The 22549-nt window shown below is 56.3% G+C and carries 21 protein-coding genes; 9 read left to right on the forward strand and 12 right to left on the reverse strand.

Going from position 1 to position 22549, the window contains the following annotated elements:
- Positions 1-38 precede the first annotated feature (38 nt).
- The 3 genes from ABLU86_RS16490 to ABLU86_RS16500 all read right to left on the reverse strand — a co-directional run bounded on the left by ABLU86_RS16490 (position 39) and on the right by ABLU86_RS16500 (position 4145).
- The gene (locus tag ABLU86_RS16490) at positions 39-1382 is read right to left on the reverse strand and encodes an APC family permease (protein WP_015368458.1); all 1344 of its coding nucleotides are present in this window, start codon (positions 1380-1382) and stop codon (positions 39-41) included.
- On the reverse strand, positions 1372-2289 hold the full coding sequence (locus ABLU86_RS16495; protein ID WP_032715938.1) for an acetamidase/formamidase family protein: 918 nt from the start codon (positions 2287-2289) through the stop codon (positions 1372-1374). The genes ABLU86_RS16490 and ABLU86_RS16495 overlap by 11 nt, the downstream gene beginning before the upstream one ends.
- Before the next feature lie 443 nt (positions 2290-2732).
- Entirely contained in the window at positions 2733-4145 is a 1413-nt protein-coding gene (locus ABLU86_RS16500) for a PLP-dependent aminotransferase family protein (RefSeq protein ID WP_348796315.1), read from the reverse strand.
- Positions 4146-4322: 177 nt separating this feature from the next.
- Between ABLU86_RS16500 and ABLU86_RS16505 the strand changes: the two genes are divergently transcribed.
- The 7 genes from ABLU86_RS16505 (at position 4323) to ABLU86_RS16535 (ending at position 9915) form a co-directional block, all read left to right on the forward strand.
- Positions 4323-4487 (forward strand): DUF1127 domain-containing protein, encoded by a 165-nt coding sequence (locus ABLU86_RS16505; RefSeq protein ID WP_015368455.1) that lies wholly within the window; start codon positions 4323-4325, stop codon positions 4485-4487.
- A gap of 147 nt (positions 4488-4634) precedes the next feature.
- The gene (locus ABLU86_RS16510; RefSeq protein ID WP_015368454.1) at positions 4635-5099 is read left to right on the forward strand and encodes a MarR family transcriptional regulator; all 465 of its coding nucleotides are present in this window, start codon (positions 4635-4637) and stop codon (positions 5097-5099) included.
- 6 nt (positions 5100-5105) lie between these two features.
- Entirely contained in the window at positions 5106-6173 is a 1068-nt protein-coding gene (locus ABLU86_RS16515; protein WP_015368453.1) for an HlyD family secretion protein, read from the forward strand.
- The gene (locus tag ABLU86_RS16520) at positions 6163-7227 is read left to right on the forward strand and encodes a DUF2955 domain-containing protein (protein WP_348796314.1); all 1065 of its coding nucleotides are present in this window, start codon (positions 6163-6165) and stop codon (positions 7225-7227) included. The genes ABLU86_RS16515 and ABLU86_RS16520 overlap by 11 nt, the downstream gene beginning before the upstream one ends.
- Before the next feature lie 420 nt (positions 7228-7647).
- Entirely contained in the window at positions 7648-8331 is a 684-nt protein-coding gene (locus ABLU86_RS16525; RefSeq protein WP_348796313.1) for a nucleoside recognition domain-containing protein, read from the forward strand.
- Positions 8324-8791, forward strand: coding sequence for a YjiG family protein (locus tag ABLU86_RS16530; RefSeq protein WP_042892570.1), 468 nt, complete (start codon positions 8324-8326; stop codon positions 8789-8791). Before ABLU86_RS16525 ends, ABLU86_RS16530 begins: the two co-directional genes overlap by 8 nt.
- 20 nt (positions 8792-8811) lie before the next feature.
- A complete protein-coding gene (locus ABLU86_RS16535) occupies positions 8812-9915 on the forward strand; it encodes a M20 peptidase aminoacylase family protein (RefSeq protein ID WP_042892568.1) in 1104 nt (367 codons plus the stop codon).
- A 93-nt stretch (positions 9916-10008) separates the two neighbouring features.
- Here the strand turns inward: ABLU86_RS16535 and ABLU86_RS16540 are convergent, their stop codons facing one another.
- The 6 genes from ABLU86_RS16540 to ABLU86_RS16565 form a co-directional block, all read right to left on the reverse strand.
- Positions 10009-10278, reverse strand: a complete 270-nt coding sequence (locus ABLU86_RS16540) for a DUF3343 domain-containing protein (protein WP_042892566.1) — start codon at positions 10276-10278, stop codon at positions 10009-10011.
- On the reverse strand, positions 10275-11042 hold the full coding sequence (yjiL, locus tag ABLU86_RS16545; protein ID WP_047041202.1) for a putative 2-hydroxyacyl-CoA dehydratase activator YjiL: 768 nt from the start codon (positions 11040-11042) through the stop codon (positions 10275-10277). Before yjiL ends, ABLU86_RS16540 begins: the two co-directional genes overlap by 4 nt.
- A 9-nt stretch (positions 11043-11051) precedes the next feature.
- Positions 11052-12203 carry a double-cubane-cluster-containing anaerobic reductase gene (locus tag ABLU86_RS16550; protein ID WP_047041205.1) on the reverse strand — a complete coding sequence of 384 codons (1152 nt, stop codon included), beginning with the start codon at positions 12201-12203 and terminating at the stop codon, positions 11052-11054.
- 97 nt (positions 12204-12300) lie between these two features.
- On the reverse strand, positions 12301-12540 hold the full coding sequence (locus ABLU86_RS16555) for a DUF2164 domain-containing protein (RefSeq protein WP_015704280.1): 240 nt from the start codon (positions 12538-12540) through the stop codon (positions 12301-12303).
- Positions 12541-12564: 24 nt separating this feature from the next.
- On the reverse strand, positions 12565-13809 hold the full coding sequence (gene mdtM / locus ABLU86_RS16560) for a multidrug efflux MFS transporter MdtM (protein WP_020079709.1): 1245 nt from the start codon (positions 13807-13809) through the stop codon (positions 12565-12567).
- Between the two features lie 56 nt (positions 13810-13865).
- Positions 13866-15158, reverse strand: coding sequence for a DUF445 domain-containing protein (locus tag ABLU86_RS16565; RefSeq protein ID WP_162184017.1), 1293 nt, complete (start codon positions 15156-15158; stop codon positions 13866-13868).
- Between the two features lie 262 nt (positions 15159-15420).
- On the opposite strand from ABLU86_RS16565, the gene ABLU86_RS16570 reads away from it, so the two are divergent.
- Complete coding sequence (locus tag ABLU86_RS16570) at positions 15421-16791, forward strand: NAD-dependent succinate-semialdehyde dehydrogenase (protein ID WP_047054112.1); 1371 nt, start codon at positions 15421-15423, stop codon at positions 16789-16791.
- A 57-nt stretch (positions 16792-16848) separates the two neighbouring features.
- On the opposite strand, the gene yjiA is transcribed toward ABLU86_RS16570, so the two are convergent.
- From yjiA to ABLU86_RS16585, 3 genes are all read right to left on the reverse strand, one after another.
- Entirely contained in the window at positions 16849-17805 is a 957-nt protein-coding gene (gene yjiA / locus ABLU86_RS16575) for a GTPase (RefSeq protein WP_047041211.1), read from the reverse strand.
- A gap of 11 nt (positions 17806-17816) precedes the next feature.
- The gene (locus tag ABLU86_RS16580) at positions 17817-18020 is read right to left on the reverse strand and encodes a YbdD/YjiX family protein (RefSeq protein ID WP_002887451.1); all 204 of its coding nucleotides are present in this window, start codon (positions 18018-18020) and stop codon (positions 17817-17819) included.
- Between the two features lie 109 nt (positions 18021-18129).
- Positions 18130-20280 (reverse strand): carbon starvation CstA family protein, encoded by a 2151-nt coding sequence (locus ABLU86_RS16585; protein ID WP_015368441.1) that lies wholly within the window; start codon positions 20278-20280, stop codon positions 18130-18132.
- Positions 20281-20781: 501 nt separating this feature from the next.
- On the opposite strand from ABLU86_RS16585, the gene ABLU86_RS16590 reads away from it, so the two are divergent.
- On the forward strand, positions 20782-22464 hold the full coding sequence (locus ABLU86_RS16590) for a ShlB/FhaC/HecB family hemolysin secretion/activation protein (RefSeq protein ID WP_048230067.1): 1683 nt from the start codon (positions 20782-20784) through the stop codon (positions 22462-22464).
- Positions 22465-22549: the final 85 nt, after the last annotated feature.

Here is a 22549-nt window from a genome sequence, read left to right on the forward strand (position 1 = left end):
CCCCCCCCCCCCCCCCCCCCCCCCCCCCCCGGTGGTGTTTACCCTTCCAGATTCAGCTCCACGTTGCGCTTAAGCACCAGACGCATAATGGCGTAATACACCACGCCGACGGCCAGCCAGCTCAGGCCGAGCACTTTGGCTTCAACATCCATCTCATAAATGACAAAGCCGATAATGCACAGCCCAATCACCGGGAAGAGCAGGTGCATCACCAGATTGCGCGACTTTTGGCGAATCAGATAGTGGTTGATCACCGCCACGTGCAGCACCAGAAAGCCCATCAGCGCGCCGAAGTTCACCAGCCGACTGAGGTTGTCGATATCGCCGTAGAACCAGAGACCGGAAACCAGTGAAATCAGCGCGACAAATAAGGTACTGACATACGGGGTTTTCAGGCGCGGATGCACCTTCGCCAGCAGCTGCGGGAGCTGCTTATCGCGGGCCATCGCAAACAGGATGCGTGAAACCGCCGCCTGAGCAACCAGCGCGTTGGCGATCCCCCAGGAAATCACCGTGGACCACATGGTGACGTATTTCAGCCATTGGCCGCCGGCCAGATTGGCGGTGTCGTAGAACGCGGTATCGAGGCTGCCAAATTTCATACCCTGCGCCAGGTCCGCGGCAATCCAGGTCTGGACAATGAACAGCGTACCCACCAGCATCAGGGCGCCTAACGAGGCCTTGCCGACGGTATCGACGCCGCCTTTGGTTTCTTCCGACAGCGTCGATATACCATCGAAGCCGAGGAAAGAGAGCACGGCAATCGAGACTGCGCCCATCACCAGCGGCAGGCTGAATTTATCGGCATTATACAAGGGGTCGAGCGTCAGGTGGCCTGCCCCGGCTCCGGAATAAAGCGCAATCAATCCCAGCACCACAAAAATAGTGAGCACCACGATTTCAGCAACCAAAATGGTATTATTCGCCCGCGCGGTAAAGGTAATGCCGCGTAAGTTAATCAGGCTGTTAATCGCGATGAAGCCGATAATCCAGACCCAGCCCGGAACGCCAGGCAGCATCGGCCCCAGCGCCGCCGCGCTGACGATATACAGCAGCGATGGCACCAGAATGTAGTCCAGCAAAATCAGCCAGCCGGCAAAAAAGCCGACGATAGGGTGTATTCCGCGCTGAGCGTAAGCGTATACCGAACCGGAAACCGGGAATGCGCGCGACATCGACCAGTAACTCATGGCGGTGAAAAACATTGCCACCATGCCGATCAGATAAGCCAGCGCCACCATGCCCTGCGCGCCATCCCAGACGTAGCCGAAGACGCCGAAAGGGGCGATGGGCACCATAAAAATCATGCCGTAAACCAGCAGATCGCGGAAGGTCAGCGCTCGATGGAGCTCCTGTTTATAGCCGAACTGTTCAACGCTCATGCTTGCCCCCATCAATCGACAGAGAAAGCTGTTTGGCGACCGTTTTCGGCAGCGAGTAGCGGCAGGTTTTCAGCGGATCAACGACCTGGCAAATTTGTAGGTCTCCGGCGATGCTCAGTACGTTAATCGCCTCAGCCAGCGTTAATGCGGTATTGTCGGCGATGAAATGGGCCATATTACGTGCCGCAAGGGCTGCCGCATCGTCGAGGGTAACGGCGGAGGCGAGGGTGAAAATCGTTTCGTTGTTTTCCAGCATCGGTAAGGGGAGCTGACGGTTTTTAACAACGGTTAACTCAACGAGGACTTCGCCCGGCACTTCCAGACCGCAGACAGACACTTCGCCATCCCCCATCGCGGCGTGTAAATCGCCCAGCCCGAATAGCGCGCCAGGCACGTTGACCGGCAACCACAGCGTGCTGCCGGCGGCGATCATTTTGCAGTCCATATTGCCGCCGTGACTATCCGGCGTGCCGCAGGAAATGGGTTCTCCTGCTGGAGCAACGCCAATGACGCCGATCATCGGCTTCAATGGCACGCGCACGTTTCCCGGGAGGACCGCATGATCCTCGACGATTGGGACGATGGTGACTGTGGGCTCATGCAGTTCATCGCCAATGACGCCGAGCTGCGGCGCGGTCACCATCACCGCCTGTTGAGCCGTCAGGGTGATGCGTTTGATGCTGACTTTTAAGCAATCGCCCGGCTCTGCGCCTTCAATAAAGACGGGGCCGGTTGCTGGGTTAATGCGCTGCCAGTCCAGTTCATTAAAGACGGCATCGGCTGAGGTAATTTGGTCGGAGAAGCAGTCGCAGGTTTCGAATAACACTTCACTTCCACTGTTGACGGTGGCGACAGGAACGTTATCGCGCGACATGGCGTAAACCACCCGATCTTTGGTTATTTTCATTAGATTCATCCCGATAATATTGTTGTGTTTTTTTATTTGGTATTTCCCGTCGGGGAAAGGGTGAATGTATCGGGAATATCGCAGGAAGGCAATTATGAGTGGCCTAAGAGTGTTTGCGGTGATTATTATTTAAAATCAAAACTTTATACTTAGTGTCTTAAATATAATAAAGTGGTGTATCTGATGTTTTTTTGTTTATTGTCTTATTCACAATAGCTAATTTCCTGATTTTTACTGCTCACCTGCTTATTTTGCAGCATATTATGCCAAGTATAATTAAATTGGCGATCCGCGAGATACACCCATAGTAATTATCAATAACTCTTACTATTTTCGCCAGCACTTCGACTGAGCAGAGAAGAAGATAGCAATCTCTTGCCTGGCAACGAACTGGCGCAGGGTGATAAACCCATCGCTCCGGTGAGTACAGCGTCAGCGGAAAATCACTCCATCGCCACTTTCACCGCTTCCCCCAGCTTGACCATCACCTCTTTATGCTTCTCGATCGGCGGCAGGGCGCAGTTGATCCTTAAGCAGTTGCGATACTTCCCGGATGCCGAAAACAGCGATCCTGGCGCGACCTGGATCTTCAGCCGACACAGCTGCTTGGCGACGCAGACCATATCCACCTGCTCCGGTAGCTCGACCCACAGCATAAAGCCGCCTTTTGGCCGGGTGACGCAGATGCCGCAGGGGAAAAACTCCCGCAGCCAGCAGGTATAGATCTCCATATTACGCTGATAGATCTGCCGCATCCGCCGCACGTGGCGGTGGTAATGGCCTTCGCGAATAAAGTTACAGGCCGCCAGTTGGGTGGAAGGGACGTTGGTGCCGCTGGCGGCGTACTTCATCTGTAGCAGGCGATCGTAGTAGCGGCCGGGGGCAATCCAGCCGATGCGCAGGCCGGGGGCGATAGTTTTGGTAAACGAGCTGCAAAGTATCACCCGACCGTCGATATCCCATGAATGAATCGTGCGCGGGCGCGGGTATTCGGTCGCCAGCTCGCCGTAAATATCATCCTCGAAAATCACGATATCGTGGCGCTGGGCAAGAGACAGCACCGCGCGTTTGCGCGCGTCACGCATGATGTATCCCAGCGGATTGTTGCAGTTAGGCACCAGGATCACCCCTTTGATTGGCCACTGATCCAGCGCCAGCTCTAAGGCCTCGATGCTGATCCCTGATTCCGGATCGGTTGGGATCTCAATAGCTTTCAGCCCCAGGCCGCGCAGTATCTGCATGGTGCCGTAGTAGCAGGGGGATTCGACAGCGACAATATCGCCGGGATGACACACCGACAGCAGCGCCAGCGATAATGCGTTGTGGCAGCCGCTGGTGATCAGCAGATCGTCGGCGGTGACGACTGACCCGCCGTCGAGCATCAGGCGGGCGATCTGTTCGCGCAGTTCGCGACGCCCGGCCAGCTCGTCGTAGTTAAGCACTTCGCTCAGGTTGTGCTGAATTGCCCGGCTCAGTTCGCGCCAGATAGGCTTAAGGCTTGGTTGGGTGACGTCCGGCGAACCGCCGCCGAAGGTGATGATCGATTTATCGTTGCGCGCATCGAGCATGGTCAACACCTGGTCCCACTGGGTGATCTCCACCGGGCGCTGCACCGGGCGCGACATCGGCGGCACCGGCGCCTGGGCTTTGCGCGGGGCGACGAAATAGCCGGAGCGCGGCTGCGGCACGATCAGCTGTTGCTGTTCCAGCGTCTGGTAGGCCTGCTGAACGGTACTGATGCTGACGCCATGCTCCTGGCTCAGGTTGCGCACCGACGGCAACTTTTCGCCGTGGCGATACAGACCTTGTTCGATACGCTCAGCCAGCAGGCTGGCCAGATGTTGATAACGGGTCATGCTGTATCCTTAATTATCGCCATACAGATAGATAAACCAGTACAGATGGCGGTCAAAAATGGGGCATGGTGTACGTTTTAGCCAATCTGTATGTTAAAGAAAAGTGTTTTGTGAATCTGTATTGTTCTGGCCCGGATCCGTGAAGATAAAGCCTCTGGCAAGGCGAGGAGGTAGAGGATGGAATTTCACGAGAATCGGGCAAAACAGCCGTTTATCGGCTGGGTATTTCTGGTGCGAGCGATTAAAAAATGGTGGCTTCGTGGGCAAACGCGCAAAATATTGCAGCGAATGAGCGACGAACAGCTGAAAGATGTCGGGTTGCGCCGGGATCAGATTAATTAAAAAGTGCGTTTTGTAGCCCCGGTAAGCGTCAGCGCTACCGGGGAATTACATTCACAAAATTTATCAATTGATGCTTCTACATCCTTCGTTTCTTGATACTTACCCTGATAAGTATTATTTTCCCCACAGCTAAGTGAGGAAAGTAACATGACCGAAGACGAACTGTTTGCCCGCCGCCCGATGGGGATGCGCATGGCGATGGTGGTGCGCCAGTGGCGCGCGATTATCGACAGCGCCATTACCGATACCGGCCTGACCCAGTCAAGCTGGACGGTGCTGATGCAGCTGCATCAGCTGGGGTGCAACGTCTCGGTAAGCGAACTGGCGGAAGTGCAGGGTATTGAACTGCCGCCGCTGATGCGCACCCTCACGCAGCTGGAAAAGCAGGGGTATCTACTGCGCTCAACATCGCCATACGACAAGCGCATCCGCCTGCTTACGCTGACGGCAGAAGGCCGTACCATCCTGGAAAAGCTGAACCGCGTCATTGAGACTTATCAACGGCGCGTGACGGAAACCATCCCCGATGCGGATCTCGACACCTTCAGCGCCACGTTAAATCAAATCGCCTGCAACTTGCGGACAATCCGCGAAGAAGATAACAAGATCTAAAACACTATGATGACGCCAGAACAAAAATTTGCCCGCTGGGTAAGGGTAAGTATTGCCGCTTTCCTGGTGATATTCGCCTGGTTTATCGTTGCCGATATCTGGATCCCACTGACCCCGGACTCCACCGTGATGCGCGTGGTGACTCCGGTCTCGTCGCGGGTCTCCGGCTACGTCTCGCACGTCTACGTGCACAACAATAGCCAGGTGAAAAAAGGCGACCTGCTGTATGAGCTCGATCCCACGCCATTCATTAATAAAGTTGAAGCGGCGCAAATCGCCCTTGAACAGGCCAAACTGAGTAACCAGCAGCTGGATGCGCAAATCGCCGCCGCTCGCGCCAACCTGCGCACCGCGCAGTACACCGCGCGTAATGACAAAGTCACTCTCGACCGCTACCAGCGCCTGAGCACCATGCAAAACGTGTCGCAATCGGATCTCGATAAGGTGCGCACGACATGGCAGACCAGCGAACAATCGGTCAGCGCCCTGAATGCGCAGATTCAGAACCTGCTGATCCAGCGCGGCGAGCGTGACGACAAGCGCAACGTGACGCTGCAGAAATACCGCAACGCGCTGGAAGAGGCGCAGCTCAACCTCGGCTGGACCCAGGTGCGCGCTGAGACCGACGGTATGGTCAGCAACCTGCAGCTTAATCCGGGTATTTACGCCACCGCCGCCACCGCCGTGCTGGCGCTGGTTAACAACAATACCGATATCGTCGCTGACTTTCGTGAAAAAAGCCTGCGCCATACGGCGGTGAATACCGATGCGGCGGTGGTTTTCGATGCCCTGCCGGGTAAAGTGTTCCCGGCGCACGTGACCAGCAGCGACGCCGGGATTCTTGCCGGTCAGGAAGCGGTGAATGGCCAACTGTCGCAGCCTGAGCAGTCTACCCGCTGGGTGCGCGATGCGCAGCGCATGCGGATTCACGTCGCGCTGGATCAACCGCTGGATAAGCCGCTGCCGACCGGCGCCCGCGCCACCGTCCAGTTGTACAATAGCGACGGCCCTTTCGCCCGCACCTTTGCCGGCCTGCAGATCCACCTGGTGAGCTGGTTGCACTATGTCTATTAACACCCTGGCGCACGTCTTTACCCCGCACGGCAATATCGTCTATACGGCCAATGATTTTCGTCAGACGGTACGCATTGCCGTCGCCGGGACCATCGCGCTGAGTATTTCGACCTTCTACGACGTGCAGTATGGCGTGTTTTTCGTCGTTTATCCGCTGATGCTGATGTCGTTGGTGCCGGTGTTCAACCGCCACGTCGCCCGGCAGTTTGTGTTCAGCGCGGCGGTCAATTGCGTCGAAATGGTGCTCATCGTTGGCTATCTGTCGCAGTGGCCGGTGATCATGACGTTAGTTGTGTTCGGTCTGTATGTGATGCGCTTTCGCTTCATGAGCCAGGGGCCGCTGTTCCTGCTGGGGTCGATGGGCGTGGTGTGCCAGAGCACGATGCTCAATTTTATGAGCTATCCCACCAGCAACTGGCACACGCTGATGTTCTCCAATATGGAGGCCTGCGTGATGGCGGTGGCGCTGAGCGCGCTGCTGCACTACCTGATCCCGGATGTCGAACCGCGTAAGCCGCCGCCGCGCATAGAGAAAGACGCCGCGCGGATCCGCCATGAATCGCTGCTTTCCGGCACGGTTGCGACCATTATCTTTGTGATCTTCCAGATCTGCGATCTGAGCGATTCGCTATCGGCGCTGATGGCCGGGGTACTGATCCTGTTCCCGATGCATTATCGCGGCGCGGTAATCAGCTCGATCTGGCGTGTGGCGGGGGGGGTACTGGCTTGTCTGTACATTCTGGTGGTGCAGCTGATTATCTATGATTTCAGCAACCACATGATCCTGATGATGCCGCTGATTGGTCTTGGTCTGGCCTTTAGCGCCCGCCTGCACGTGATGGAAAAAGTGGGCGCGGGCGTGGGATTCGCCAGCATCACCACTATCGGTATTATGTTTGGCCAGAATCTGCATCCGAATCAGGATCTGGTGTTCAGCGATCTGTACCGTATTACTTCAGTCACGGTATCGCTGGTGGCGACGCTGACCATGGTGTTTCTGGTCCATCGGGTACTGAACTGCTTCGCGCCGACTCGCTTTGTAGTGAGTGAATGATGTCACATCGTCAGGCCCTGCTGGCAATGGGATGATCGCCAGGGATAGCCCGCAAAATGCCGTGGGCTATCGCTTCCCGGGCGGCAAACTCAGTCATAATAGATCCCCACAATATCGGCTTCCCGGCTAGTTATAGATAATCATTATTCGTGCAGAAAATAGAAAAGGAGAAAAAACGGGAGTAAACCATCATGAAAATAAGGCAGTAGTCGCAGTGGTTGCCAAAAATAAGATATCGATATGCCACAAAAAAGATAAATAAGTAAGGCGCATGCATTCTGATGAATTTTCGGAAAAAGGGACGTGTCTTATTTATTGCAGGGTGTCTTATATCAACGTTATAAATCAAAAAGGCAATACATTAAAAAGCTGCCACATTGCTAACAACTAAACAGATATTTCATGATGTGAGGATAGGGTATGAGTGAAAATAAAACGTTGGAACGTTCCTCCAACGACGCAACAACTGAGTGGCGGGTTGGGCCGGGAGCATGGATCTCGCTGGTCGTGGTGTTATTAGTCTTCTCCGGGCTGCTTTTTAAAGTGGAAGGAATGGCATGGCTGGGAGCCTTTGACTTCACCACCCTGGGCGGCGCGTTTGGCACGATGAAGACCCCGGAAACCAATACTTTCATCGGTAGCGGCGGCATCAGCGCTAAGGCCGGTTTCCTCTTTGCGCTGTCGCTGGTTCCAACGGTGATGTTAGCGCTCGGGTTGCTGGAAATTTTTACCCACTATGGCGCAATACGCGCGGCGCATAAACTGTTGACGCCGCTATTACGTCCGTTACTGGGGATCCCCGGTTATACCGGTCTGGCGCTGATTACCGATCTACAAAGCACCGATGCCGGCGCCGCGTTGACCAAAGAACTGTATGACAGTAAAAAAATCAGTCGTAAAGATGTGGTGATTATGGGGGCATGGCAATATTCCGGCGCCGGTCTGATTAATAACTATTTCTCAATTGGTTCAGCGCTTTTTGCCTCATTAACCATTCCTATTATTATTCCGCTGCTTTTAATGTTTGTCCTGAAATTCGTTGGTGCGGCAATCACCCGTTTGGTTTTAAATACCGCCTACAAAGGGGACTTGGATAATGAATAATTCGTCAAAAGTCGCCAGTAACCCGTTTGATATTTTTGTTATCGGCGCACGTAAAGGATTTAATATCGCCATCAACAACCTGATGCCGAATGTATTAATGGCGTATGTGATTGCCGAAATGCTTAATTTGCTCGGGGTGATGCAGTTAATCGGCCAGCTGTGCGCGCCGCTGATGGGGCTGTTTGGCCTGCCGGGCGAAGCGATTACCGTGCTGCTGACTTCCTGGCTTTCCGCCTCGGCGGGGACCGGGGTTGCTGTCAGCCTGTTGAGTAAAGGCACCCTCAACGTGGTGGACATCACCATCCTGATCCCGGCAATCTTTCTGATGGGATCGCAGCTACAGTATATGGGGCGGCTGCTTGGGGTGGCGGATGTACCGAAAAAGTATTGGCCGCTGCTGATGGCGGTGAGCATTATCAACGCCGTCATCGCCATGTTGGTCATGCGCGTGATTGCATAATAAAAGGCAAGGAGTCAGTCGTGTCGCGAACGTTAGAACATTTCAATTATCTGCATCAAATTCCTGAGCTGGGCTTTGAGGAGTACAAAACTTCGGCTTACATCGGCGATACCTTAGAGGCGGAGGGATTCAGAGTTCACCGCCATGTTGGCGGGACCACCGGGATTGTCGCCGAAATCGATAGCGGCGAACCAGGGCCTGTGGTGGCGCTGCGGGCAGATATGGATGCGCTGGGCCATATTATCGATGGGCGCTTAGAGGCCCGCCATACCTGCGGCCATGATGGTCACTCCTCGGTGGTATTAACCGCCGCTGAAGAGATCCTCGCCGAGAGGCTGGTAAAACGCGGCAAGTTAAAAGTGTTGTTTCAGCCTGCCGAAGAGCTGGGGACGGGGGCGATGGCGTTAACGGAGGCCGGGGTACTGGATGACGTGGAAATGTTATTTGGCTTCCACCTCCGGCCACTGGAAGAGTGTCCGATGGGCAAGGCCGTTCCGGCGATGTACTACTCAGCCTCCGCGACGGTGATGGTTGATTTCCACGGCAAAGCCGCCCACGCCGCTCGCCCCCATCTGGGCATAAACGCGTTGGATGCCGCTTCGCATGCGGTACAGGCGGTGAATGGCATCCATCTGGCGCCTTCACTCACCTGGAGCGCGAAAGCGACGCGTTTTCTTTGCGATGCGGGCGTCACCAACTCTGTGCCGGAGAACGCGCACGTCTGTTGGGATCTACGCTGTGAGGAAAATGACGGCATGGCGACGCTCAAAGAGCGGGTGGTGAGAGCGATTGAGAGCAGTGCCGCAGCATATGGCGCCAGTGCGGATATCCGGATCGTCAAAGAGATGCCGGCGGCGATTATCGATGAAGACGCCACGGCTATCGTGAGCCAGGCGATTCGCGAAACCTTTGGCGAGGCTGGCTTAACGGCCGCGAAAAGTACGCCGGGTAGCGAAGACTTTTTTCACTATCTGCGTTTGCGCCCGGCGGTGAAAGGCGGCTTCTGGGGGCTGGGCTGCAACCTGCAGCCGGGCCTGCATCATCCGGAGATGCATTTCGATCGCGCCGCGCTGGCGGATGGCGTGCGGGTATTCAAATCCTGCGTTCGCCAGCTGTTGGGCTGAGGCTAAGCTGCCAGCCCCCGGGTAGCTGTTGGGCATTTGGTCGGTAGCCCCGGTAAGCGTAAGCGCTACCGGGGAAGAGTCCCGGATGTCGGCTTACGTCTCATCCGGGCTACCGCGGTGCGCATAGTTCGCCAACAGGTGATAGTCATTTCCGGCGACGCGAAACAGAGCTGCCGTTTCGCCGGGTATAACCCATCGTTGCTCATCGCCCGGCATACAGCTCAGGTAAATGCACAACCCGCAGCCGCTGCGCAGCTGGCGGGGAATATCCTTCACCTCGAAGGTCATCGCTGCCGCCTGCAGGGCTTTGCGCATCCGCACGACGCCCACTGTTGAATGGAATAAGAATAGATATTTGCTCATTCGCGTCTCCGCTGGCGCTGGCCGATCAGCGCCGCGCCGATCGCCCCGGCAAACTGAGCGTCGGGATGGGTCGCGACCGGCATGCCAACATGCTTCTCCAGCATGTGGGCGAAGGAGACGCAGTGGCTGACGCCGCCGGTAAACAGCAACGGTCCCTGCGTCGATAAACGGCCAATAAAGTTCGCGCTGCGCCGCGCCATGGCGTTGATCACCCCGGCCAGAATTGACTCCGGCGCGACTCCGGCGGAACGCAGGCTGATGACTTCCGACTCGGCGAACACCGTACACATGCTGGTGATGGCGTGCGGTTCTACACCTTCGGTAATGGCGTCCAACTGGTCGACGCTGGCGCCGAGGGTCCGTGAAATCACTTCCAGAAAGCGCCCGGTACCAGCGGCGCATTTGTCATTCATCAGAAAATCACTGAGGTTGCCCTGCGCATCCAACTGAATGACTTTGCTGTCCTGGCCGCCGATATCAATCACCGTGCGGGTTTCCGGCGCCAGCAGGCGCGCGCCGAGCCCGTGACAGGAAATTTCGGTGACCTGTTTATCGGCAAAATCGACCAACTGGCGACCATAGCCGGTGAGGGTTAAAAAAGGCGTTGCCGCGAGGTCCGCGCGCAGCGTCTCCCAGGCCTCGTGAATGGCATCGGCGGGGCGAAAGGGCGTCGGGCTGAGGAAACGGCGCACGATGGCGCCGTCTGCCAGCAGGATACCTTTGGTGGCGGTGGAGCCGGAATCAATACCTACCGAGTAGATCACGCTTGCTCCTTATAGCATTTCGATAAACGCGGCGACGCGGGTACTGAGCTGGCCGAGATCCGCCGTCGAATAATCGGTCTCGATCGCGATATAAGGAATGTCGTGCCGCTGGCGAACGTGACGCTTAATCGCCAGCGATTCCACGGCGTAGGTATGGCAAGCCTGCAGAATGACATCGACCACGCCGTCGGCCTGGTATTCCTCAACCATCTGGCTTAGCAATTGCAGGCGCTGGTCGTTAGGTGAAATACAGGAGCAGCCGATGGCGAGATATTTATCGGTTAAGGCATCGTAGACGTCGCCATCTTCCGCCACGCAGCGCTCGGTGGCCTTCGCGCCGGTACAGTTCTCGTAGCCCACCACCCAGCCGCCGTTTTCTTCGATAGCGCGGACGACTTTTTCCGCCGCGCCGCCGATCGGGCAGCCGGTGATCAGAATGCGCGGGCGGGAGGCTAACCGGTTTCCCTCCTGCCATTGTCGGCGGATGTTTTCCGCCATGGCATTGAGTTCGTCAATCAACGCGGTTTTGTCGAAGCGAAAGGTGGCGCCATAAACCACCTTTAGAATATCGCTGCCGCTAAGCGCCGGCGGATTGAGTTGCCCAAGGCGATAGAAGTTGGCCAGCGCCCGGCGTTCGCGATTTTTCAGTACGATGGCTTCACGCAGCGCTGCTTCGCTAATGGGCGTGGCGAACCGGGTTTCAATCACCTGCTGCAGACGCTTGATCTCTGCTTTCCACAACGCGCGGGAGGCGGCGTCGCTGGCGCTGTTCGGCAGTTGCATTACGTGTACCGCCTTGAATTCGGCCATGTACTCGTACATCTTCTTTTTGCCGTCGCAGGTGGTTTCGCCGACCACCAGATCGGAGAAATAAAAGTAGGGGCATTTATCGGTTTTGCCGAAGCCGTAGCTGCTTTTAATCAGCGGGCAGAGATTGCGAGGCAGGTCTTTCTCCGCCTCTTCAATGGTTTCATCAGAAGTGGAACACAGTGAGACGACCACGGCGCCCGCCGCCATGGCTATCTCCTGGGGCATAAAAGTGCAGTAGGTACCGACCAGCGGCACGTTCTGCTCTTTGAGTTCCATTACGCTGAGAAAGCCTTTCTGGCGAGCTTCTGAGAATTGATCGAAGAGGGTGGGTAGTTCGGTGATAAGCGACATGATTTTCCTTCCCCGTACACGGGAGATGATGAAAGAGTCGCCATTATAACCATGTTATTTGTGTGTGTTTATTGATCTCCCGCCCATCCTGACGGCGTTAATAGACCTTCTTCAAATCCATCTCTTCCTGAATGCGCTCGCTCCATGCCAGATGGGTGCGGATGGCTTCCTCAATACCGGCGTTGTAAAACAAAGGCCCCAGCTCTTTGGCGATAAAGTCGACAAAAAACTCGGCGTCGAACTGTTCCAGCTCCAGGTTAAAGGTCTCTTCGCAGTACTTGCTTAGCCGCTCGCGCAGCAGATCGCGCTGTGCCGGGCTGAGTTCAATATCGCTCATGCGTGGTTATTCTCTGTGGGTTATTCAGGATTGCCGGGCTTCGATGACCGCCTCTGAACGCTGGCGCAAATTACGGAGTAACCCTGCCAGACAGCAGGCGGCGACGATCCCGGCGGCCACCGCCAGCAGGTGGAACGGTAATCTGCCGCCATGGAACCACAACCAGCGCGCGCCTTCAATCGATAACGCGCTGACGCTAAGGATCACGATATTCAGCGAGGCGGACACGGTACCTTTCGGCAAATCGTTGGAAAACAGGGTAAAGCGGAACAGCGTCGGGAAAATCAGCCCGATGCCGAAGGCGTAGAAGCAGGTGCCGAGCACCGACCACAGCCAGACGTGTGGCCACGTCAAATTACCGATAATCAGGATCGCCAGACCAACCATCTGGATGGGCACGGCGCTTAACACAAAGCGCGGGCGAGTCGGGTCTTTCACCCAGCGCGCCACCGACAGATTAGCGATAATGACCGCGCTGAAGACCGGCACCTGGCTCCAGGCAAACTCGCTGGTGGTGAGCCCGCCGGCGTCCATTAAAATCACCGGCGATACCGCCACCCAACTCATCAGCGGAATATAGCTCAGCGCCAGCGTGGCGGCGCCGAGTAAAAAGATGCGGTTGCGGAAGACGTCGCGAAAATCGCGCACCACGCCGAGCGGGCTGAATGGCACGTCGCCGCGACGCACCGTCTCCGGCATGTTAAACAGTAAACCCAGCCAGGCCACCAGCCCCATCGCGGCGATAATGCCAAACAGCGCTTTCCAGTGGATAAAGTGCATCAGCGCCGCCCCGGAAAGCGGGCCGACGATCGGCGCCACCAGCACGATGGAGGTAATCACCGCCATCAGCTTGATCGACCGCTTTTCGTCATAGGCCTCCTGCACGGTAACGTAACCGACGGTGGCGATAAAACAGATGCTGGTGCCCTGCACAAAACGGGCAATCAGGAACTGGGTCATTGAGGTCGTCCACAGGGTGGCGAAGCAGGCGAGGGTAAAAATCAGCGCGCCGCTCAGCAGTACCGGTCGGCGGCCAATACGATCGGAAAGCGGTCCCAGCAGCCACTGTAGCGCCATTCCACCGGCCATATACAGGCTCACCGAGGCCGGAGCCAGCGCCACATCGGCGTTAAAATCCCGCACTACGTGCAGGATCCCCGGCTGGATGAGATCGGTGGTCAGGTAGGCGGAAAAGTCATACAGGATCAGCGCCATCGGAAAGAACAGCGATGCGCAGTAGCGTGCGCTCAATCGCGAAATCCATGACATAACCTTCTCCTTGCCGTCGTGTATTCATCGTTAGAATGGTTATGATGCTACCATTGTCAGCCGATATGCAGATGCAGCAGGGCCGGAATTTGCGATAACAGCCACAGGCCGAGGCCGATAGTGCCGCCGACCAGCGTGCCGTTGATGCGAATAAACTGCAGATCCTTGCCGATGTTGAGCTCGATCTGTCGCGACATATCGCGCGCGTCCCAGCTTTTGACCGTATCGCTGATATGGCGAGTCAGGAAGGCGGCAAATTCCGGCGCGACCCGATGCGCCGCCTGCTCCAGATGCTCATTCAGCGATTCACGCAGCGCGTCGTCGCGCACCAGCGTTTCGCCGAACCACTGACCGGCCTCGGCGATCCGTTGCTTGATGCGCGAATCGTCACTGCTGATATCGTTTTTCACCCAGCCGCGCAGATCCGCCCACACCTCGCCGAGATAGCGATTAAAGGTCTCATCGTTTTTCAGATACGCTTTGATGTTATCGGCTTTTTGCGCCATTTGCGGATCGGATTTCAGATTGTCGATAAGCTTCTGCGCCGCGCGGTCAAAGGCCTGGCGAATCTGGTGGCTGCGGTCCTGAGTGACCTCATCGAGCAGCGTATTTACCGCGTCGGTGACCATTTCGGCGCTGTGCTCGCCAAGCCACTCGGTGGGTAACAGTTTGGCCTTCAGCGGGTGTTCGGTCTCCAGCCAGTGCACGATACCGCGGGCGATAAAGGCACGTGAGCTGTCGCGCTGTAGCAGGGCGATCAGCTGGCTTATTAGTGAATCCAACAGCTTTTGATGACGGTTGTCGCGGGTTAGTCCCTCCAGCATCATGGCGCTGGTTTGCGTCAGGTCGACCTTATCGATAGCCTTGTGCACCGCGCGCCGCAGCAGACGCTGAATACGGGTATCATCGGTGAGCTCGAGAAAACCGCTCATCACCTGTAGTAAATGCTGGCCGACCCGGCGGGCGTTTTCGGGCTGGCTAAACCAGTTACCGAGCATCAGGGCCGGTTCGTAGCGGCGGATTAGCGCCACCAATGAGGGAGTATCAAGAAACTTCTCCTGTACGAAATGGCCAAGATTATCGGCGATACGGTCTTTATTGCGCGGGATGATCGCCGTATGGCGGGCGACAAACGGCAGCGGAATACGGCGAAACAGGGCCACCACCGCAAACCAGTCGGCCAGCGCTCCGACCATCGCCGCTTCGGAAATAGCCTTCAGCGCGCTGACCCACGGCCTCGGCGGTAGCAGCAGCGTAGTGATAAACAGCGCCGCCGCAATCAGCAGCAGCGACAGCGCCAGCAGTTTGGCGCGTTTTAATTCAGCGAGTTTTTCCATAGGGTTAAGCATATAACCTGACGGCGAGGTCATGCAAAAATCGGCACAACTTCCTGTACGCGCGGGTCAATTTGCGAGTGGGCTTCCAAAGTCAGGTCACGTATGCAGCAAGCAGAAATTAGCTTTCGGCACGGCTCGTGAAAGCGCGGTTTGCCCTCATGGAATATTCCGGATATACCTAACTTTACCCGCGTCGTCAGCTATCTCGACTACCCTTAATATCCTTAGCGGCATTTTTGACTGCGTTAATAGCGATAACAAGGAGACATGCGATATGGCTTATCAGACAGTGAATCCTGCGAATAACCAGCTTATTAAAAGCTATCCCGCACACAGCGATGCGGACGTGGAGGCGGCGCTGCGGCAGGCCGATGCGCTTTATCATTCTGCGTGGGCGAAAGGCGATATTGCGCAGCGTCTGCCGGTGCTGCATAAGCTTGCCGACCTTATCGACAGCCGGACGGAGGAGCTGGCGAAAATCGCCAGCCAGGAGATGGGCAAGCTCATTAAACAGAGCCGCGGCGAGGTCAAACTCTGCGCGCAGATCGCCCGCTATTATGCCGACAACGCCGAACGGTTCCTGGCGCCGGTGAAGTATCCCTCCGACCTTGGCGAAGCCTGGGTTGAACACCATCCCATCGGCGTCTTAATGGCGGTGGAGCCGTGGAACTTCCCCTATTACCAGTTAATGCGCGTGCTGGCGCCAAATCTGGCGGCCGGTAATCCGGTTATTGCTAAACATGCCAGCATCGTTCCGCAATGCGCCGAGACCTTCGCGCATCTGGTGCGCGAGGCTGGCGCGCCGGAAGGGGCGTGGACCAACCTGTTTATCTCTCAGGAGCAGGTGGCGAAAATCATCGCTGACGATCGGGTGCAGGGGGTGGCGCTGACCGGCTCGGAAAAAGCGGGCGGCATCGTGGCGTCGCAGGCGGCGAAACATATCAAGAAAGCGACGCTGGAGCTGGGCGGCAATGATGTGTTTGTGGTACTCGACGATGCCGACCTGGAACGCGCGGTGAAAATAGGCGTACAGGCGCGGCTGAACAACGCCGGGCAGGTTTGCACCGCCGCTAAACGCTTCATTCTGCATGAAAAAATCGCCGAGTCGTTCCTGAGCAAGTTTAGCGATGCCTTCCGCCAGGTGAAGATCGGTGATCCGCTCGATGAAAGCACCACCCTTGGCCCGCTCTCGTCGAAAGAGGCGCTGGAAACCTTAAGTAAACAGGTCGACGAGGCGGTGAAGCATGGCGCCAAATTACACCTCGGCGGCAAGCCGGTTTCCGGCGAAGGTAATTTCTACGAACCCACTATTCTGACGGGAATTACCCGTGAGAACCCGGCGTACTTCGAAGAGTTCTTTGGCCCGGTGGCGCAGATATACGTGGTGAAAGACGATGATGAGGCGATTGAGCTCGCCAACGACTCTCACTACGGCCTGGGCGGCGCGGTGTTTAGTCAGGACATTGAGCGGGCGAAGCGTATGGCCTCGGGGATTGAAACCGGCATGGTCTATATCAACTGGTTAACGGATACCGCGCCGGAGCTGCCTTTTGGCGGCGTGAAGCGCTCCGGCTTTGGCCGTGAGCTTTCCGACCTCGGTATCAAAGAGTTTGTGAATCAGAAGCTGGTGGTCGTTCGCCGCTAAACCATCCATCATGAAGAATCCCTCTCCCATAGGGGGAGGGATTCTTCCTTGCGGCGGCTATTTACGGAGCCCGGCAAACGCGGCGCGGATTTCTTCTTCCGGCAGTTGAATGCCGATAAACACCAGCGTGCTGTGCGGCGTTTCATCGCCCCATGGGCGATCCCAGTCGGCGCTGTAGAGGCGCTGCACGCCCTGGAACAGCAGGCGATTTGGCTCGCCGTCGATCCACAGCATGCCTTTATAGCGCATCAGTTGTTCGGCGAAGGAGAGCAGCAGGTTTTCCATCACCCGTGAAACTTCACTGATATCCACCGGATAGTCGAGCTCGACCACAATCGACGAGACGTCGTTCTGTTTTTCTGCCACAAAATGAAAGCGCGGTGTGGCGCTGACAACCTTCTCTTCCAGCATAAAACCGCTGGTATTAAAGAGCTGGCTTAAATCGATATCGCCGTGGATGACGGTATAAATCGGCGCCCGCGCGTTAATGCGCGTCAGCCGTTCACGCAGCTTTTCGGTGTCGCCGGCGACATCGGTTTTGGTTAACAGAATCCGGTCCGCGTAGCCGACCTGCGACTGGGCAATGGTAAACTGATCCATCTGCTGGTCGGCATGGACGGCGTCGACCAGGGCAATCACGCCGTCCAGCAGATAGCGTTCGCAAAGCACCTCGTGGGAGAAAAAGGTCTGAATAATCGGCCCTGGGTCGGCCATGCCGGTGCATTCAATCACCAGTCGGTCGAAGGCAATCTCGCCGCGATCGCGGCTGTCGAGCAGATCGAGCAGGGCATCTTCCAGTTCGTTGGAGCGCGTGCAGCAAATACAGCCGTTGGTCAGGGTTTTAATCTGCGTGGCGCGGTCGCCGATCAATTGATCGTCAACGGAAACTTCGCCAAATTCATTTTCAATCACGGCGATTTTGAAACCGTGCTGCTCATTAAGGATGTGGCGCAACAGGGTGGTTTTTCCTGCGCCGAGAAAACCGGTTAATAGGGTGACTGCAATCGGTGCCATTATTGCCTCCATTAACAGCAGCGTACGCCGCCTTTGCCGTCGCCGCCGTAGCGGGCCTGCTGGCGTTCGCGGAAGAATTCTTCATAAGTCATGTACGGCTGATCCGGATGGTTGGTTTGCATATGGGTGACGTAGTTGTCGTAATCCGGAATGCCGATCAGCATTTTCGCCGCCTGACCGAGATATTTTTTTGCCTGACCTAAGTTACCAAACATTGTAAGTTCCAGATAACGAATAAAGCCGGATGGCGACTCGCGCCTTATCCGGCCTACGTTAATGTGCTTTTTGTAGGCCGGATAAGCGTAGCGCTATCCGGCATCAGGATTAATGATGTGACGAGGTCTTCACGCCGCCTTCCGGTACCGGCACGTACGGAGTCTCTTTATCGGTACGCACCTTATTGTTGCGGACATTGAGCCAGGTTTTGATGCCGTAGAAGATGATGCTATACACCACCACCAGGAACAGAATGCTCAGGCCGGCGTTGGTGTAGTTGTTGACCACGATATGGTTCATGTTGGCGATCTGCTGTGCGGTCAGCTCGCCGCCGGCGGCAATCTTCTCTTTATACTGCTGAGCCATAAAGAAGAAGCCTTCCATCTGCGGGTTGCTGCTGAACAGCTTCAGGCCCAGCGCCCAGGTGGTACACAGCAGCAGCCACGCAGCCGGGATAACGGTGACCCAGATATATTTGGTGCGCTGCATCTTGACCAGCACGACGGTGCCAAGCACCAGCGCCACCGCGGCCAGCATCTGGTTAGAGATACCGAACAACGGCCACAGGCTCTTCACGCCGCCCAGCGGGTCGACCACGCCCTGATACAGCAGGTAGCCCCACAGCCCGACGCAGCCGGCGGTACCGATAATACCGGCGACCAGCGAGTCGGTTTTTTTCAGGAACGGCACGAAGTTACCCAGCAGATCCTGCAGCATAAAGCGGCCTGCGCGGGTACCCGCATCCAGCGCGGTGAGGATAAACAGCGCTTCAAACAGGATACCGAAGTGGTACCAGAAGCCCATATCCGCCATCGGGATGATTTTATGGAACACATGGGCGATACCGACGGCCAGCGTCGGCGCGCCGCCGGCGCGGTTCAGGACTGAAGGTTCGCCGATATCTTTCGCCGTCTGCAGGATCTGCTCAGGTGAAATCACGAAGCCCCAGGAGCTGACGGTCGCCGCCGCGTGGACGGTGACTTCTTTCAACTGCGCTGCGATCATCGCCGCGTTTTCACCGCCCATTTCATGCAGGTTTGGCATGACGATGCCAAGGCCTGCCGGCGGGGTGTTCATCGCGAAGTAGAGGCCCGGTTCGATAATCGAGGCCGCAACCAGCGCCATGACTGCAACAAAGGATTCCATCAGCATCGCGCCGTAGCCGATAAAGCGGGCGTCGGTCTCGTTGGCCAGCAGCTTCGGCGTGGTGCCGGAGGCGATCAGCGCGTGGAAACCGGAGACCGCGCCGCAGGCGATGGTAATAAACAGGAACGGGAACAGCGCGCCTTTCCACAGCGGGCCGGTACCATCAATGTACTGGGTCACTGCCGGCATTTTCAGGTCCGGGTTGAGGATAACAATCCCCAGCGCCAGGCCGACGATCACGCCGATTTTCAGGAAGGTGGCCAGATAATCGCGCGGCGCCAGAATCAGCCATACCGGCAGCAGCGCGGAGATGAACGCGTAGCCAATCAGGGTAAAGGTGATAGTGGTATCTTTAAAGGTCAACGCCGGGCCCCAGTACGGGTCGTGGGCAATGATGCCGCCGAACCAGATAGATGCCACCAGCAGCACGATACCGATCACCGAGACTTCACCCACGCGCCCTGGACGCAGGAAGCGCATGTAGATACCCATAAACAGGGCGATAGGCACCGTCGAACAGACGGTAAAGACGCCCCACGGGCTTTCCGCCAGCGCTTTCACCACGATGAGCGCCAGTACCGCGAGGATGATGATCATAATCAGGAAGCAGCCGAACAGGGCGATAGAACCCGGTACCGGCCCCATTTCCTGTTTAATCATCTCGCCCAGCGAAGCGCCGTTACGCCGCGAGGAGATAAACAGCACCATGAAGTCCTGTACCGCGCCCGCCAGCACCACACCGGCCAGCAGCCAGAGGGTGCCCGGCAGATAACCCATCTGCGCGGCCAGTACCGGGCCAACCAGCGGGCCGGCCCCGGCAATGGCGGCGAAGTGGTGGCCAAACAGCACGTAGCGGTTGGTCGGCACGTAGTTCAGGCCATCGTTATTAATGACCGCCGGCGTCGCGCGCGTTGGGTCAAGCTTCATCACCTTCTGCGCGATATACAGGCTGTAATAACGGTAGGCGACGAGGTACACGGAAACCGACGCGACGACGATCCACAGGGCACTGACGTGCTCACCGCGGCGCAACGCGACGACTGAGAGGCAAAATGCCCCGATGATTCCGAGAATCACCCAGGGTATGTGCTTGAGTAGTTTTTTGGTATCCATAGTAAAACCTGGCGTTAATTAGATTAATAATTGGCCGAAGCCGTCTGGTTTTGTGTTTGGGTTGGTGGAGGTATTGATTAGCTAGGCTGCCTCCGATCTTGCCAGAACGCCGCGCGCGTAAAGTTGGGTAAATCGGTGAGTGGTTATATGCGGGGTTAAGCGGTCGCTAGCCGGGGTAAGCGGTTGGCTATGAAGTGAGCAAGAGGGAAATATGTGATTGAGATCACGGGGTATTGTCGTGTGTCGCGAGGCATACCTGCGTCAGAATATATCAATTTAAACTCATTTTTCTCATTTCATAATGACTTCACACTTTACATCGGTTACTGAAATATATTCACTGATCCGATGAAAATAGCCTGCCATTGATGAAATTCCCGCTGAATTATTTTTGCGGTGATTGCCTTGTTAATATGAGTTGATATTTATACACGTTTGAATGTATTTAAAGGTTATAACTTTTCGTTGTATCCAACATGGATGGCTTTGGCTTTAATAATAATGAATAAATGGAGTTTAATTCATAAGGTTTTTATTATCTCTGCGCTGCCAGTGTGGGGATACGCCGCGCCTGGGGATACCGAACGTGAGCAGCAGTTCATCAACCAGCAGCAGCGCCAGCAAGCCTTGGAAAGTCAGCTCGCGCCTCCGTCACCGGATATTCATTTATCCGCGGAAGAAATAAATGTCGATGATGGTTTATTTCCCGTGGAACAACCTTGCTTTGCTATTTCTCAGGTTATTTTGCAGGGCGCTGAAGCCTTACCGCATTGGCTTCCGCTCCAGCGCCAGACAAATAAAGCGATTGGGCGTTGTCTGGGTGGGAAGGGAATAAATCTATTGATGGCCCAGTTGCAGAATATATTAATCGATCGCGGTTATATCACCAGCCGGATCCTTGCCCCGCAGCAGGATTTAAAAAGCGGTGTTTTACGCCTGGTGGTGATGCCGGGTTATATCCGTGAAGCCAGGCTTACGGAGGACAGCGATGATTATCTGTGGCTGGCGAGCGCATTTCCGGCGACTGACGGGAAACTACTGGATTTGCGCGATATTGAACAGGGGCTGGAAAACTTGCAGCGCCTGCCGACGGTACAGGCCAGCATGGAAATTGTTCCGGGCGAAACGCCTGGGCAAAGCGATATTGTCATTAACCGCCGACAGGAACGCTTCTGGCGCGTCGACGCCTCGCTCGATGATTCCGGCTCTAATGCCACCGGCCGCTATCAGGGGAACCTGACGCTGTCACTGGATAACCCGCTAGCCTTAAGCGATCTTTTTTACCTTTCCGGCTCACATAACCTCGACGGCAACGGCGGTAAATCCTCAAAGAACCTGACCGGCCACTATTCGATTCCGCTGGGTTACTGGCAGCTCGGATTAACCGCCAGCCAGTACGATTATGTGCAAACCGTGGCGGGGGCCAACGGCGATTACCAGTACAGCGGTAAAAGCAAGAACGTTGATTTCCAGATGAGCCGCGTACTGCACCGTAGCGGTAGTCAGAAGACCACGCTTAGCGCCGATGTGTTAGCCCGCGAGCAGCGCAACTTCATTAACGACACCGAGATTGCCGTTCAGCGGCGGCAGACGGCGGCCTGGAAGCTTGGTCTGCAGCATCGCCATTACCTGGGCAACGCCACTCTCGATGCCGGAGCGAGCTATCAGCGCGGTACCCGCTGGTTTGGCGCTCAGCCCGCGCCGGAAGAGCAGTGGGGAGAAGCAACCGCCCTCAGCAAAATCCTGCAATTCAATGCTCAGCTCAATTTGCCTTTTGCCCTGGGCGGGCAAAATTTTCGCTTTACCAGCCGCTATCAGCGGCAGATGAGCAGCACGCCGCTGACTTCGCCGGATATGTTTTCCATCGGCAACCGCTGGACGGTACGCGGCTTTGACGGCGAGCGCACCCTGACCGCCAGTCACGGCTGGTACGTACGTAACGATATCGCCTGGTCGACTCCGTTGCCGGGGCAGGAGTTTTATCTGGGGGCGGATTACGGCGAAGTCGGCGGCGCAGGCAGTGAAACGCTGGTGGGCAAACACCTCGCCGGGGGCGTGGCAGGGCTGCGCGGCCAGTACCAGCGCGCCAGCTACGACCTGTTCGCCGGTATCCCTTTAGCCAAACCAGATGGCTTTAAAACCGACCCGGCGACTTTTGGTTTCAGCGTCAGCTGGAACTACTGACTTTACTCACGCGCCGCCCGGCGGCGCGTGCTGCGCACATGGACGATCTTCCGCGCCGCGGTGGACAACGGATGACGAGTAACGG

Origin of the sequence: Klebsiella sp. JN_Kp121, assembly GCF_040062145.1 — a bacterium.
GTDB lineage: Bacteria > Pseudomonadota > Gammaproteobacteria > Enterobacterales > Enterobacteriaceae > Klebsiella > Klebsiella aerogenes.

Coding starts and splice junctions, on each gene's coding strand:
- yjiA (WP_047041211.1), bottom strand. CDS start 17,805: ATGGCACCGATTGCAGTCACCCTATTAACCGGTTTTCTCGGCGCAGGA.
- ABLU86_RS16565 (WP_162184017.1), bottom strand. CDS start 15,158: ATGCTTAACCCTATGGAAAAACTCGCTGAATTAAAACGCGCCAAACTG.
- ABLU86_RS16510 (WP_015368454.1), top strand. CDS start 4,635: ATGACCGAAGACGAACTGTTTGCCCGCCGCCCGATGGGGATGCGCATG.
- ABLU86_RS16590 (WP_048230067.1), top strand. CDS start 20,782: ATGAATAAATGGAGTTTAATTCATAAGGTTTTTATTATCTCTGCGCTG.
- ABLU86_RS16525 (WP_348796313.1), top strand. CDS start 7,648: ATGAGTGAAAATAAAACGTTGGAACGTTCCTCCAACGACGCAACAACT.
- ABLU86_RS16540 (WP_042892566.1), bottom strand. CDS start 10,278: ATGAGCAAATATCTATTCTTATTCCATTCAACAGTGGGCGTCGTGCGG.
- ABLU86_RS16505 (WP_015368455.1), top strand. CDS start 4,323: ATGGAATTTCACGAGAATCGGGCAAAACAGCCGTTTATCGGCTGGGTA.
- ABLU86_RS16580 (WP_002887451.1), bottom strand. CDS start 18,020: ATGTTTGGTAACTTAGGTCAGGCAAAAAAATATCTCGGTCAGGCGGCG.
- ABLU86_RS16530 (WP_042892570.1), top strand. CDS start 8,324: ATGAATAATTCGTCAAAAGTCGCCAGTAACCCGTTTGATATTTTTGTT.
- ABLU86_RS16555 (WP_015704280.1), bottom strand. CDS start 12,540: ATGAGCGATATTGAACTCAGCCCGGCACAGCGCGATCTGCTGCGCGAG.
- ABLU86_RS16570 (WP_047054112.1), top strand. CDS start 15,421: ATGGCTTATCAGACAGTGAATCCTGCGAATAACCAGCTTATTAAAAGC.
- ABLU86_RS16520 (WP_348796314.1), top strand. CDS start 6,163: ATGTCTATTAACACCCTGGCGCACGTCTTTACCCCGCACGGCAATATC.
- ABLU86_RS16490 (WP_015368458.1), bottom strand. CDS start 1,382: ATGAGCGTTGAACAGTTCGGCTATAAACAGGAGCTCCATCGAGCGCTG.
- ABLU86_RS16500 (WP_348796315.1), bottom strand. CDS start 4,145: ATGACCCGTTATCAACATCTGGCCAGCCTGCTGGCTGAGCGTATCGAA.
- ABLU86_RS16515 (WP_015368453.1), top strand. CDS start 5,106: ATGATGACGCCAGAACAAAAATTTGCCCGCTGGGTAAGGGTAAGTATT.
- mdtM (WP_020079709.1), bottom strand. CDS start 13,809: ATGTCATGGATTTCGCGATTGAGCGCACGCTACTGCGCATCGCTGTTC.
- ABLU86_RS16550 (WP_047041205.1), bottom strand. CDS start 12,203: ATGTCGCTTATCACCGAACTACCCACCCTCTTCGATCAATTCTCAGAA.
- ABLU86_RS16585 (WP_015368441.1), bottom strand. CDS start 20,280: ATGGATACCAAAAAACTACTCAAGCACATACCCTGGGTGATTCTCGGA.
- ABLU86_RS16495 (WP_032715938.1), bottom strand. CDS start 2,289: ATGAAAATAACCAAAGATCGGGTGGTTTACGCCATGTCGCGCGATAAC.